This window comes from Gudongella oleilytica (assembly GCF_004101785.1).
Classification (GTDB): Bacteria; Bacillota; Clostridia; order Tissierellales; family Tissierellaceae; genus Gudongella; species Gudongella oleilytica.
On record NZ_CP035130.1, the window covers coordinates 2,158,167 to 2,171,791 of the forward strand.

Annotated in this window: 11 protein-coding genes and 1 other annotated feature; of the genes, 2 read left to right on the forward strand and 9 right to left on the reverse strand. The window is 42.5% G+C overall.

What is annotated here, in order from left to right; genetic code table 11:
• Positions 1–8: 8 nt before the first annotated feature.
• From EC328_RS10460 to EC328_RS10500, 9 genes are all read right to left on the reverse strand, one after another.
• Positions 9–659 carry an amino acid ABC transporter permease gene (locus EC328_RS10460; RefSeq protein WP_128426737.1) on the reverse strand — a complete coding sequence of 217 codons (651 nt, stop codon included), beginning with the start codon at positions 657–659 and terminating at the stop codon, positions 9–11.
• Between the two features lie 32 nt (positions 660–691).
• Complete coding sequence (locus tag EC328_RS10465; protein WP_240671487.1) at positions 692–1,474, reverse strand: amino acid ABC transporter substrate-binding protein; 783 nt, start codon at positions 1,472–1,474, stop codon at positions 692–694.
• 70 nt (positions 1,475–1,544) lie between these two features.
• Positions 1,545–1,794 (reverse strand) — a binding site (T-box leader).
• A gap of 87 nt (positions 1,795–1,881) precedes the next feature.
• Complete coding sequence (locus EC328_RS10470) at positions 1,882–3,330, reverse strand: transglutaminase domain-containing protein (RefSeq protein ID WP_164906105.1); 1,449 nt, start codon at positions 3,328–3,330, stop codon at positions 1,882–1,884.
• Positions 3,331–3,495: 165 nt separating this feature from the next.
• Positions 3,496–5,364, reverse strand: coding sequence for a molecular chaperone HtpG (gene htpG / locus EC328_RS10475; RefSeq protein ID WP_206363862.1), 1,869 nt, complete (start codon positions 5,362–5,364; stop codon positions 3,496–3,498).
• A gap of 93 nt (positions 5,365–5,457) precedes the next feature.
• Positions 5,458–7,794, reverse strand: coding sequence for an ATP-dependent DNA helicase (locus EC328_RS10480; protein WP_206363863.1), 2,337 nt, complete (start codon positions 7,792–7,794; stop codon positions 5,458–5,460).
• A gap of 74 nt (positions 7,795–7,868) precedes the next feature.
• On the reverse strand, positions 7,869–8,960 hold the full coding sequence (gene aroC / locus EC328_RS10485) for a chorismate synthase (protein WP_128426740.1): 1,092 nt from the start codon (positions 8,958–8,960) through the stop codon (positions 7,869–7,871).
• Positions 8,950–10,230, reverse strand: a complete 1,281-nt coding sequence (gene aroA / locus EC328_RS10490) for a 3-phosphoshikimate 1-carboxyvinyltransferase (RefSeq protein ID WP_240671488.1) — start codon at positions 10,228–10,230, stop codon at positions 8,950–8,952. Before aroA ends, aroC begins: the two co-directional genes overlap by 11 nt.
• Before the next feature lie 19 nt (positions 10,231–10,249).
• Entirely contained in the window at positions 10,250–11,179 is a 930-nt protein-coding gene (locus EC328_RS10495; RefSeq protein ID WP_164906106.1) for a D-alanyl-D-alanine carboxypeptidase family protein, read from the reverse strand.
• Between the two features lie 36 nt (positions 11,180–11,215).
• Positions 11,216–11,842, reverse strand: coding sequence for a DUF3841 domain-containing protein (locus tag EC328_RS10500; protein WP_240671489.1), 627 nt, complete (start codon positions 11,840–11,842; stop codon positions 11,216–11,218).
• A gap of 63 nt (positions 11,843–11,905) precedes the next feature.
• Here EC328_RS10500 and EC328_RS10505 point away from each other — a divergent pair, with 63 nt between their 5' ends.
• A complete protein-coding gene (locus EC328_RS10505) occupies positions 11,906–13,036 on the forward strand; it encodes a DUF362 domain-containing protein (RefSeq protein WP_128426742.1) in 1,131 nt (376 codons plus the stop codon).
• Positions 13,037–13,049: 13 nt separating this feature from the next.
• Positions 13,050–13,598, forward strand: coding sequence for an isochorismatase family protein (locus tag EC328_RS10510; protein ID WP_128426743.1), 549 nt, complete (start codon positions 13,050–13,052; stop codon positions 13,596–13,598).
• Positions 13,599–13,625 lie beyond the last annotated feature (27 nt).

Here is a 13,625-nt window from a genome sequence, read left to right on the forward strand (position 1 = left end):
GCGGCCTCCTATCTATAATAATTGTAGCGCTTCTCAACACCGGAGAGCAGCTTGGTCAACACTGCAATTATTGCCAGATAAACCAAAGCTACTATTATATAGGGCGTAAAGGTCGAGTAGGTGTTTGAAACCGACTTTGCAGCCTTGAGAATGTCGCTTGCCCCAAGTATATAAACCAGCGACGTGTCCTTAACAAGGGTAATAACCTCATTCCCAACTGCAGGAAGCACATTTTTTACAACCTGAGGCAATATTATCTTAATAAATGCGAACGTTTTGCTCATCCCCAGCACTTTCGCCGCTTCGTATTGTCCAATATCGATCGCATTTATACCACCTCTGAATATCTCAGCGAAATATGCAGTGTAATTCAGAATAAAGGCGATATAAATCGCCTGGAATCTACTGAAGGCATATCCGATTACCGGCACAAAGTGAAATCCGAAGAAAATGAACATCAGCTGAAGCAAAAGGGGAGTGCCCCTCATAACATATATATAACCTCCCGTAACAGCAGAAACAGCCCTGTTGCCTGAACGCCTCAACAGGGCCACCAATACTGCAAGGGGAAGGGAAAAGACTAAGGTGACGGCGAAAACGCCCAGTGTGACCTTTAGTCCTTCAATTGTCATTGGAACAAGCATTTCAAAGACCTTCATCAACAACATCCTTTACCTTTCATTTTACTACTTTATTTTGCGAACCACTTCCCATATATCTCATCGTAGGTTCCATCTTCCTTCATTTCATTCAAGGCAGCATTAAGAGCATCCAAAAGCTCTGTATCGTCCTTTCTTACTCCTACACCGAACTCCTCTGGCCCCAGGTTCTCCTCAAGAACTTTATAAGCGTCTCCGCCCTTGTTATTCATGTAGTATCTTGCTAAAACCTCGTCAACAATTATTGCTTCAGTTCTTCCAGACTCAAGGTCATTGAATACCTCGTTAAATGTTGCGTACTCGATAAGTTTTCCATCCTTCAGGCTTTCAACAAAGCCTGCCTTGGCTCTGGCTGCATCCAGTGAGCTTGATTCTGCCTGAGTTGCTACTGCTCTTCCGGCAAGATCTGCCAGTGTTTCGATGTCAGAACCAGCCATGGTGACTATGATTTGCGCATTAGCCAGATATGGGTCGGAGAAGTTTACCTTTTCTTTCCTTTCTTCAGTTATTGTATAGCCATTCCAGATCATGTCTATGTTTCCTGCGTTTAGCTCAGTTTCCTTCATTGCCCAATCTATTGGTTGGAACTGGATCTCCCAGCCGTTTCTCGCTGCAACTTCCAGTGCCAGGTCAACGTCAAATCCAACTATCTCATTCTTTTCATTTCTGAAGCCCATCGGCGCAAAGGTATCGTCAAGACCCACGACAAGTACCTTGGTCTCTGCAGCAGGTGTATTAGGAGCACACCCTGTTACCAGAATCGCAAGTACCAACATTGCTACTACCATCAACAGCGTACCTTTTTTCATTGTCATTTTCATCTACTCCTTTATAATAGTTTAATATCTATTCAGACTAAAAAACTCCCGCCCTCCAGCCTGAATGCCAGAGGACGGGAGCTATTCCCGTGGTTCCACCTCTATTCGACGACGCCTCGCGACATCATCCTCTGTGGGTACACATCATCTATACCCTTGCACTGTAACGGGTGCGAGCCCCGAATCCAGCTACTTTCCAGACGGATTTCACCGACCTGCTCAAGGATGTGTTCTTCGGCCGCCCGCTGTGCATTTTCACCATCCATGCACTCTCTGAAAACTTCCTGCCGCTTACTCTTTCCTGTCATCACATTAGCATATTAAACTGATATTTCATATGCTACCATGTGAAAGTCTTTTTGTAAAGTACTAAATTTAAAATTTTATAATATTTTTCTCTTATTTTAGTCCAGGATAAATTTATCAACATCCCATCTCCTGCTTTTTCTCATAAAGCTTTCATCTACTGCGAAATAATCCAGGTCATATGTCTCATCATCATACGGACTGGGATCTCCCCAGGTAACATCTATGTAGGTTTTATTCCCGTCCAGATTTGCATATGTCCAAATATGGTCAGGTTGATCAGACTTTGGGTCTACTATTCCGTGAACTCCAATCACATCGATACCTACTATTTTGCAAAGTTGATTGTATAATGCGGTATAACCGTTGCATACTGCCAACCCACTATTGACAGCTCCATAGCCTGAAAAACTTTCATCTCCGAAGCTATAGTCGTATCTAAGATTCTGTGCGACCCAGATATACAAAACCTTGGCCATATCACGCTGTGACATGCCTGGTTTTAGCTTTCCGCTTTCAATTAAATCCAGGATTATCTCATATGATTCTGATCTGAATTCTTTGAGATGTGTTTTCATTTTGGCAATGCTGCTGTTTCCCAACCGGATTGTTAATACCTGGTTGTTGCTATCGTTTAGATATACGTCGGTATTATAAAAATCAATATGTGAGAATTCTTCCACATAATTGCTTATAACATACAGATATGCTTCATAAAGGTTCTCACTCAACTCATCTGTATCGACTTCCGAGTAATAGGTTATGCTGTATTTAAGCTGATTGTTGTGGATCATATACCTTAAGATCTGTATCAGATCCTGTGTAGATTTTGGAATTGCTTGTATGTCGACAGGGTCTGGAAAGTTGGTATTGGTAATTGACAGCTTTTCGTTGATTATCATTTGCTGTAAAATATGTCTACTGTTTTCATAGTCACCCAGCCCTTCAAAGATTTTTCTTGCTTCCTCAAAATTTCCTTCCTCGTAGCTTAATTCACCAATTTTATACAAGCATTTTTGAATATACTCGTCTGAATCAGCATATCCTTGTATTGTCTTAAGTACATCGACTGCTGAAGTAAGCTTTTTTGATCTGATTAAATCCATAGCGTAATTATACTTGCAATACTTCAATAGCTCACTGCTATCATTGTAGTCTTCAATTAATGCGAAAATTTCAGAAGCCTGATTCCAGTTGGAATTTTGAATATGCACGCGTGCCATGTAATACAAGCTCTCTTTGGCTCTATTTTCGCTATCCTTGAAACTACTTATTTTAGTAAACAATTCATATGCATCATCAAATTTTCCAAGATCAAGCATCCTCATAGCTGTAGCATAGTCCACCCTGTTCCTGTCTTCTTCGGTCTTAATATAAAAATCCAGATGCTCCATATTGTTCAAATATCCTGTGTAATCCCCATCTTCAAACATTATTGATGCTTCCTTGTAATCATTTTCAAATTTTGCATACAGGACTCCAATTGTAATAATCGGTACAACCAGTATAATAATTAAAACTACCAGTATTTTTCTTTTTTTTGTCATCAAACCCTCCGCAGCAACGTATTTAATATAGTATATAGCACCACAAATAAGCAAACAAGACATATTGAAACAAACAAAAAAACTGAGGATGCTTGCTCTTATATCCAAGCTATACTTGAAAATTGCATTTACAAGATCCCTCAGTTCTTAAGTTATTCAAATTAACTACATCAGTTTTGCGACCCTGTTTGCAAATTCAACCGGATCCTCAAGTGGAAGTCCCTCGATCAATCTCGCCTGATCGTACAGGAGCTCAGTGTATAAAGCGAATCTCTCAGGATCATCTTTTTCGGCATTCTTAAGCTTCTCGAATATCGGGTGTGATTGGTTTAGCTCAAGTACCTTGTCTGCGTGCACTCCCTCGGCATTTGGCATGGAACTTAATATCTTCTCCATTTCTATGGATATCTCACCCTCGCTTGCGAAGCACACCGGATGACTCTTAAGCCTATTTGAGGGTCTTACTGACTTAACCTTGTCCCCGAGAATATCCTTCATCTTTTCAAACAGCTCTTTCTCATTATCCTCAACTACTTCCTTTTCCTGTTCCTTTAGTCCAAGGTCACTTCCAGAAACATTCCTGAATTCCTTTTCCTTATATTTGGGGATCATCCTTATTGCAAATTCATCCACCTCATCAGTAAAGTAAAGTATCTCATATCCCTTGTCCCTAAGCAACTCAGTCTGCGGCAGCTTCTCAAGCCTTGAAACCGAGTCCCCTGCTGCATAATAGATAAAAGGCTGGTCCTCTGGCATTCTGTCAACATACTCTGCAAGGGTTACAAGCTCCTTGTCCTTTGAGGATTGGAACATCAACAGATCTTCGAGCTTTTCCCTGTTCATGCCAAAATCTGAGTATATGCCAAATTTGAGCTGTTTTCCAAAGGTCTTGAAAAATTCTACATACTTCTCTCTTTCGTTTTTAAGCATCGAAGCAAGCTCGTCCTTGATCTTCTCTTCAATTTTCTTTGCCATCAGCTTAAGCTGTCTGTCGTGCTGCAGCATCTCCCTTGATATATTCAGGGAGAGATCCTCTGAATCTACGACGCCTTTGACGAAGCTGAAGTAGTCAGGCAACAACTCAGGGCATTTGTTCATTATGAGAACTCCGCTTGAATATAACTCCAGACCCTTTTCGTACTCTCTGGTATAGTAATCGTAGGGTGCCTTCTCAGGGATATAGAGGATAGCATCGTATCTAACTGCACCATCTATGCTTATATGGGTCCATTTAGCAGGCTTATCGAAACCAAAGTGCTTCTCGGAATAGAAGTTCTCGTAATCCTCGTCCTTAAGCTCTTTTCTGCTCTTTCTCCAGATGGGTATCATGCTGTTTATCGTCTTTTCTTCCTTAACGGTCTCATATTTATCAGTTTCTTCGTTTTTCTTGTATTCTGATATCTCCATCCTTATAGGATACCTGATGAAGTCAGAGTACTTCTTAATGATGCCCTTTAGTGTATATTCATCAAGGTATTGGTCGTAGTCCTCATCCTCGCTGCTTTTCTTGAGGGTAAGGGTTATTTCGGTACCAATCTGATCTTTCTCAGAAGGTTCTATGGTATAGCCCTCCGCTCCTTCTGAAACCCATCTCCACGCCTCGTCTTCTCCGAATGCTCTGGATACAACTTCAACCTTATCTGCCACCATGAAAGCAGAATAGAAGCCTACTCCGAACTGACCGATAATATCATAGCCATCCTTCAATTCTACATCCTTTTTGAATTGAAGGCTGCCACTTTTTGCTATTGTACCGAGATTATCCTCAAGCTCCTCTCTGGTCATACCTATTCCGGTGTCGGTTATCTTGAGAGTCCTGTTTTCATCGTCAGTCTCAACCTTGATGAAGTAATCATCCTTGTTGAACTGGATCGAATCGTCGGTCAGGGCTTTATAATAAATCTTGTCTATCGCATCCGATGCATTTGAGATCAGCTCCCTCAGGAAAATCTCCTTATGGGTATAGATCGAGTTGATCATCAGATCCAAGAGACGCTTTGACTCTGCCTGAAATTGCTTTTTCTCCACAATCATTCACTCCCATTTCAAAATAAAATTAGCACTCTCGAATATCAAGTGCTAATTAAAAAATAACATATATCCTTTTTTATGTCAAGAAGTCTGTACTCATCTTTCGTCCCAAAAATTTTCAAGGTATACCCCAAGATCACTGCTATCTCTTATGATCCTGAATCCATTCCACTCAGGAGGCATCAGTGATTTATACCTTGATGTCAGATACCTGTCGTCTAAAAGAAGGATTGCCCCTCTGTCATTTTCAGTCCTTATTACTCGCCCTGCCGCCTGAAGCACCTTATTCATTCCAGGATACACATAGGAGTAATTGAAGCCTTCTCCATGGGTGCTGTCAAAATAATCTTTGATGATGTTCCTCTCAAAGCCAATCTGCGGCAATCCTACTCCTACTATTACAGCCCCTATAAGTCTGTCTCCTGCAAGGTCTATTCCTTCTGAAAAAGTACCTCCAAGGACTGCAAATGCGATCAGATCATCCTCAAGCTGAAAGTCTGCCAAAAATGATTCCTTGGCTCCTTCGTCCATTCCTCCCTCCTGCCTGACAGCATTAAGGCCTGGATACATAATGGAGAACAATTCAAAAACCCTGTTCATGTAAACATATGAGGGAAAGAATATGAGGTAATTGCCTTGTCTTGACTGAACGAACTCATGGATCATTAAAGCTATATCCTCATAGGTTTCCTCCCTGTGTCTATAACGGGTTGAGATATCACCATGGACTGCAAGTCCTAGATTATGCCTTGGGAAGGGCGATGTCAGCCTTATGTGATAGTCCTCCTTATCACCTCCCAAAACCTCCTTGAAGTAATCCATCGGAGTCAAAGTCGCTGAGAAGAAAATCGCACTCCCTCCCCTTGCTACTCCATTTCTTAGAAGTCTTGAGGCATCCACGCAAAAAAGCCTAAGATGAACTTCCTTTGAATTCCCTTGGAATGTAGTTACAAAATCCTCCCCATAAAGGTCTGATATCCTGATGAAGCTAAGCAAATCAAAGTAAAGCTGCAGGACTATGTCGTAACCCTCTGTATCTCTCTGCTCCGTAAGATATCCTTCCATGATAGTGAGAGCTTTTTTGATTGGGAAGTAGATGTCAGAAAGCTCCTCTCTCTGGTAGAAGCCCTCAGAGAATCCATCTCTTCCCCTCTGTGCATTCAGTATTTTTATAATCCCATTGATCGCTTTATAGAGCTTTGGAGACCTCTCCTTCACAAATGGTTTAATTTCAGCTAACTGAGTTTTCTTAAGATCTGCAGAAAACATTTCCCTGGACCTGTCCACCAGATTGTGAGCCTCATCGATAAGGAATACGTAGTTCCCCTTTTCCATTTCAAAGAATCTCTTTAAATACACCTGGGGATCAAACACATAGTTATAATCACAAATAATAACATCAGACCATAGACTCATATCAAGCTGATATTCAAAAGGACATACCCTATGTTTTTGTGAGTATCTCTCTATAATATCTCTTGTAAGCAGGTCCTCTTTGTCAAACAAATCAATGATTGCATCGTTCACTCTATCGAAATGACCCTTTGCATAGGGGCAGTCTCTCGGGTTGCACTTCACTTCATCGTTCAGGCATATTTTATCCTTTGCTGTTATTATGAGCGACTTTGCACTAAGTCCTCTCCCGCTTAGAAGCTTCATTGAGTACAGGGGAACCTCTCTGGTCAGGGTTTTGGCGGTTAAATAGAATATCTTGTCTGTTACCCCCTCGCCCATGGCCTTCAGTGCCGGGTACAGGGTTGACATTGTCTTTCCTATACCTGTTGGCGCCTGCGCAAAAAGGCTTTTCCCCTCCTTGATTGTCTTATAAGCTGCAACCGCAAGCTCTCTTTGCCCTTTTCTGTAGCTTGGGAACGGAAACTCCAGCGAAGCTATTGAAGAATCTCTTTTTTCTCCCCAACCAAAGGTAAGTCCAGCCCAGTGAATGAATCTATCCAAAAGATCCAGGAAAAATCCTTCAGCTTCGGTGAAGGTCATAGTACGCTTAAAGCTAACTCTATCCTCTGTTTCAAGATTGAAATATGTCAGCTGGATCCCAATTGATTGCAGACTGTTCTGGTATGCGTATATATAGCCATAGCATATGCCTTGAGCCCAATGTCTAAGGTTTATATCACCTGCAAGCTCCTTGAGATCTCTTGTGGTACTTTTTATCTCATCTATTACTATCCCGTCATCTGTGAACAGTATCCCGTCCGCTCTGCCTTCGATTTGAAAGGTAAATTGCCCATACTCAATTGAGTGTTTCAGGACAGCTTCCTTAAGATCCCCTTTGGCATAATCTTTTTGGACCCTCTGATGAGCCATGGTCCCCTCAACAGCTCTTGACATGGACACAAATCTGTTGTCGATGTCTCCGGACCTTAGAACATATTCAATTAGGTTTCTTACGGATATCCTTACGAATCTATTCACTGTGCTTACCCCGAATCATTATTAACACTATTATACCATGCTTTCCATCTCATGAATAAGGACCAGCAAAAGAGCTAGTCCCATTTTCTACTTTCCATCAATATATCTAATATTCCAAGTGCTGCTGCAGCCTCTGCAACAGGAGCGATCCTCCTTATGATTGCAGGGTCATGTCTGCCCGCTAACGCAATCTCTTTATCTGTCCCTGTATCAAACGATACTGTCCTTTGAGGGAGAGCTATTGATGGTGTAGGCTTTATCGCAAGTCTTGCGACCAATGGCATGCCATTGGTTATCCCTCCAAGTATCCCGCCATTATTGTTTGAGCTGTAGACTATTCTTCCACCTTCCATCCTGAGTTGATCATTAGCCTCTGAGCCCTTCATCCCGGGAAATTTGAATCCTATTCCGAACTCAACACCTTTAACGGCAGGAATAGAGAAAAACAAACCGGATAGAACACTTTCGACCGAGTCGAAGAACGGATCGCCAATACCTGAAGAAAGTCCAAGAGCGATGACCTCCACTACTCCTCCCAAGGAATCTCCTCCGGCTTTTGCACTTATTATTTCGTCAACCATGGAATCTCTAATGGTTTCATCTCTTACAGGGAAGTCGGAGTTTTTTAGCTCTGAAAGTTCTTCCATGGAAAGAGGATCGTCAAGGGTGCTTACTGACTCAACGCTTCCTGCCTTCAGTATGTGTGAACCGATATGAATATCTTCCTTCTCTAAAAGCTGCATGGCAATTGCTCCTGCACAGACAACCGCTGCAGTCAGTCTCCCTGAAAAGTGACCTCCTCCCCTTGGGTCATTGAAGCCTTTGTATTTCACCCAACCGGTGTGGTCCGCGTGAGAGGGTCTGAATATAAGACCCGCTTTTTCGTAATCCTCCGATCGCTGGTCAATATTTCTGATCAAAATACCAATTGGAGTACCAGTGGTTGTTCCATTGTATATTCCGCTCAATAGTTCAAACTGATCCTGCTCCTTCCGGGGGCTTGAGAGCTCATCCAATCCAGGAGATCTTCTTCTCATCTGCTGTTTGATTTTTTCCATATTGAGCTTAAATCCTGGCTCTATACCATCAAGTACTATGCCGACAGCAGCTCCATGTGATTCTCCAAATATCGATATTCGAATATTTCTGCCCCAGCTACCGCTCATATACTAAACCTCCCAGCTTACTAAAATCATCCCAAAATCTGGGATACGACTTTTTGACAGATTCGCTCTCGCTAATGATTACCTCTCCTCTTGCTCCTGAAGCAGCAACTGCAAGAGCCATTGCTATTCTGTGGTCGTTAAAGCTGTCCACTACTCCTCCCCTTAACTCTCTTGCACCATGAACTGTAAGACCCTCTATCGTCTCAGTCACATCTCCGCCAAGTTTATTCAACCCTGCTGCTATGGCATGGAGCCTGTCTGACTCCTTTAGCCTTGCCCTTGCTCCATTTTCAATTGTCGTGACGCCTTCTGCATAGGTTCCAAGCACAGCGAGTACGGGAACAAGGTCGGGGCACTGTGAAACGTCTATCCTGATCCCTTTAAGTACAGAAGGCTTTGCCTCGATCCAATCATCACCAGAAATAATATCTCCACCCATAGCTCTAAGTATGTCTGCTATTACCCTATCTCCCTGAAGCGAGTGGATATTGAGTCCATTAAGTCTAATTCCATTTCCCAGAACTCCTGCAGCAAGCCAAAATGCAGCTTGGGAGTAATCTCCTTCTATTCTGAAGCTCCTGCTTCTATATATCTGATCTCCCTGTATGAAAAATTCCTTATATGCTTTGTTCCTTATCTCAATCCCAAAATCCTTCAATACATCTATTGTGAGATCCACATAGCCTCGCGATTCAAGCTCACCTTCAATCAAGATCCTTGAGTTTCCATGAAGAAGCGGCAGGGCAAAAAGAAGTCCTGTTATAAACTGAGAGCTAACTCCTCCATTTACTTTAAACTCTCCTGACTTTAGTGAACCCTTTACTGACAATGGAAGTCTGTTCCCCGGAAGGCTAAACTCGATACCCTGGCTTTCAAATATCTTCAAATACTCACTTAGAGGTCTCTCTACCAGCCTTCCCTGACCTTTGAATATGGCCTCCCTGTTCTTAACCAAGGCTATGGGTATAAGAAACCTTAGAGTTGAACCTGACTCTATGCAGTCTATCTCGATAGGGGATTTGATTTTTGACCCACCCGATATTTCAAGGCTTTCGCCCTCATCATTGATTTTTATCGTTGCTCCAAGTCTTCTCATACCCTCTATTGTTGCCTCCATATCCCTGGAGACAATAAAATTCTCAACAAGACTATAACCATCAGCTAAGGCTGCTGCAATTATAGCTCTATGGGCTATACTCTTTGATGGGGGTACATCGACTGAACCAGTCAATAGACCCGACCTGATTGATAAATGCTTCAATAACATCATTCCCTTCCATAAGGAATCTTTATTGCATTAGAAGGTATTCCTCAAGAGAGAGCCCCTCTTCATAAATCCTGACGGCATGCTCTTCACCCACATATCTGTAGTGCCACGATTCATAGCCGTAGCCTGTTATGTCCTCTTTTCCCTTAGGATACCTAAGTATGAAACCAAATCTGTGTGCGTTATCTGCAAGCCATTTGGCTTCTTCTGTATCGTCAAAGCAAGGGTCAGCCCAGCATTTGGATTCTCCGCCAATATCAAATGCCAGCCCCGTTTGATGCTCAGAATGCCCTGGTTTTGCAGTGAATTTGTCTACATACTCCTGTCCATAGTTGTATAGATCACTCAGGTATAGATTTTCCTGGTAGGCATAGCTTCTGTAGCCTGAAAATGCATACATAGGTTTTCCTATTTCTTTTTCACCCTGAAGGAGCATGTCATCGAGCCTGGATCTTGCCTCGGGATTCTCCCCGGGGCTATATTCAGCCGGGAGCTTATGCTCTTTGTTGACCAAGATCAAACCGTTAACCTGTTTGACTCCCTCGACAAATCCCTCTGTTACAGCATTAACCTGAGTATTATCCCCGAGGGAGTCAGATAAATAATCACTATGGCTGTAGCCGGTTGCATCTCTATATGTAACCTTATACCAGATATCTCCTCTTTCATCGATCTGGACCTTTTCTCCGGTTGGGATCACCTTAATGATTTCATTGTCCATCCCAGGACCTGATCTGATGTTTAGATTTCCAGTGGCGAACATATGGGATCGTTCTTCCAGCACAGTATCAGGTTCCGAATCTATATCGGTTTTATCTGCAGATGGCTCAGACAAAACGGGTGCATCGATATTGAAGTCACCTGAATCCCTTTTAAGCATATCAGGGATCATGACAAAGATAAGAACTATAAACAATATAAGACTTGCCGCCAGCTTTAGCCTTGGATTCATGGTATAACCTCCTGATTCGCGCCTGCCACTAATCATCTAAAATATCGGTCCATCTCCAAATTTTTGTATTTTGCTAATATACTCAGGCCTTATTTCCCAGATGTTTCCCTGTACAACAAATTCATTCCAGCTGTCAATCTGAAATATCCTCTCCCAGCTGTCAATTATCCTCTTCCTTTCAAGAGGATACAGGTGAGCATATTTCCCCTCATAAAGGTTGAACTCATCCTTGAAGCCTTTCCTCTTGAGATCCTTGATATATTCCAGTTGATCTTCCTCATTAATCGGTATGTATATATGGTTAAGCACGTAATCCCATTTGGAACCATCGAAATAGATGACCTTATCCTTGGGCAGCTCCAGTTCATAACAAACTGTTCCTTCCACAGGCCTTAGCATATTGGCAAGGCTGATTGAGCACCATATCGGGAATTCGACACACTCCGGCTTAGGAACCCTTTTGGAGGCAGCCTCGACAAACCATCTGTAAAGCTTGATGAAGTGATCTGCGATATCCTCATACTGGGCTTCAATGTATTCTCTCTTATTATGAAAAACTCCATTTCTTTCAAGCTGCTCAAGACTTTTTTCGTCCTGTCTTGTCCATAGTCTTACAGTTTCGCCATTCATAGCTTCACCACCCGAAATATTCATTTTTTTCATTATACCCTTCTTGCAGGATTAAAATTCCTGTATAATCTAATTATAACATGGAGGAAACAACTAATGGGCAAGGTTGCTATATATAAATGCGGAGATTATGAATACAATAGAGTACTGGATACGGTGGCCAAGGTTCTTGATGACATACCTTCCATCAAGTTGTTGCGACCTGGACGGGTTTTAGTAAAGACAAACTTGTTAAAGCTGAATAAACCTGAGGATGGAGTTACGACACATCCATTTGTTGTGGAGGGAGTGGTTAGATATCTGCAAGGTCTCGGGCATCATGTATTGATAGGAGACAGTCCAGGAGGACCCTTCAATCCTGTCATTTTGAAGGCGATCTACGATGCCTCAGGCATTGCCTCAGTAGCTGCACGAACAGGTTGTGAGCTTAACTTCAGCACAGATTCAATCGATGTTAAGCCCCAAAACTCTAAGCTCGTCCATTCCCTTAAGCTTGTGAAGGCCTTTACAGAGGTAGATTATGTCATTTCATGTGCAAAGCTTAAAACCCACACTATGATGACATACACAGGAGCAGTTAAGAATCTTTTCGGAATGATACCCGGAGTTACAAAGGCAGACTATCATCTGAAGCTTAATGACATCGCTCATTTTGCGGACATGCTGTTGGATGTATGCGACTATGTGAGGCCCGACTTTTCAATAATCGACGGGATCCACGCCATGGAGGGCGACGGCCCTTCAAGTGGTGATATTAGAGAGCTTGGGCTGTTGCTCGCAGGGGAAAGTCCCTATGAGCTGGATCATTCTGCTGCAAAAATAGCAGGCTTATCCAATGTACCTACAATAATTCAGGCTGAAGCAAGAGGGCTTTTCGATCAAAAGGATATTGAATATACCAACATAACGCCTGAAGAGCTTACGGTGTTACCATTCAGACTACCTGGTTCCACCCATGTGAATTTTGTAAAGGGAAGGATACCAAAATACGTTGAAAACTTCCTTTTAGACAGCATACGGCCATACCCAATGGTGAAAAAGGATCTTTGCGTTGGCTGTGGTATTTGTGCCAGGAATTGCCCTCCAAAGGTCATATCTATGGTGGATCATAAGGCTGTCATAGACACAGAACATTGTATCAGGTGCTTTTGCTGTCATGAACTATGCCCTGAAAAAGCTATAGGAATAAAAAGACACCCCCTTCACAGGCTGGTGTTCGGAAAATAGAAAGGAGATCCATATGAAAAATTACTCTCTCAGTACTGATGATTCAATAATGCTGATGATTGATATCCAGGAAAGACTGGTGCCAGCCATGTATCCAGAAAATAAAGCAATAGAGGTCAACGGGATCATGCTCCAGGCATTTAAGGAAATGGGTGTGCCGATCATTTATACAGAACAATATCCTAAGGGTCTTGGCAGGACTGTACCTTCCCTTTTGGAGCACCTTCAAGAAGAAAGGCCTCTTGAGAAGGTTGTCTTTTCTGCCTATAATGACGAACTTAAATCCTTATTGATCGCCAGTGGAAGAAAGAACATAATCCTGACCGGGATGGAATCACATGTATGCGTATTCCAGACGGCAAGAGATCTCCTGAAGGACGGCTATAACGTATTTGTGGTTACTGATGGGATTGCTTCAAGAACTGTTGAAAATACTCGGAGTGGTTTTGAGCTTATGAAGGAATTGGGTGCTGTGATCACAAATATGGAGACTGTGCTTTTTGATCTCTTGAAAGAGGCCGGGAGCCCCGAATTCAAGCTTGTATCCAAGCTAATAAAATAGACCTGGTCCCTAACTCCAGGTCTTAAG

Bases quoted from the DNA above. Each gene is read 5' to 3' on its own strand.
- EC328_RS10460 (WP_128426737.1), bottom strand. From the start codon at position 659: ATGAAGGTCTTTGAAATGCTTGTTCCAATGACAATTGAAGGACTAAAG.
- EC328_RS10465 (WP_240671487.1), bottom strand. From the start codon at position 1,474: ATGACAATGAAAAAAGGTACGCTGTTGATGGTAGTAGCAATGTTGGTA.
- EC328_RS10470 (WP_164906105.1), bottom strand. From the start codon at position 3,330: ATGACAAAAAAAAGAAAAATACTGGTAGTTTTAATTATTATACTGGTT.
- htpG (WP_206363862.1), bottom strand. From the start codon at position 5,364: ATGATTGTGGAGAAAAAGCAATTTCAGGCAGAGTCAAAGCGTCTCTTG.
- aroC (WP_128426740.1), bottom strand. From the start codon at position 8,960: ATGAGCGGTAGCTGGGGCAGAAATATTCGAATATCGATATTTGGAGAA.
- aroA (WP_240671488.1), bottom strand. From the start codon at position 10,230: ATGATGTTATTGAAGCATTTATCAATCAGGTCGGGTCTATTGACTGGT.
- EC328_RS10495 (WP_164906106.1), bottom strand. From the start codon at position 11,179: ATGAATCCAAGGCTAAAGCTGGCGGCAAGTCTTATATTGTTTATAGTT.
- EC328_RS10500 (WP_240671489.1), bottom strand. From the start codon at position 11,842: ATGAAAAAAATGAATATTTCGGGTGGTGAAGCTATGAATGGCGAAACT.
- EC328_RS10505 (WP_128426742.1), top strand. From the start codon at position 11,906: ATGGGCAAGGTTGCTATATATAAATGCGGAGATTATGAATACAATAGA.
- EC328_RS10510 (WP_128426743.1), top strand. From the start codon at position 13,050: ATGAAAAATTACTCTCTCAGTACTGATGATTCAATAATGCTGATGATT.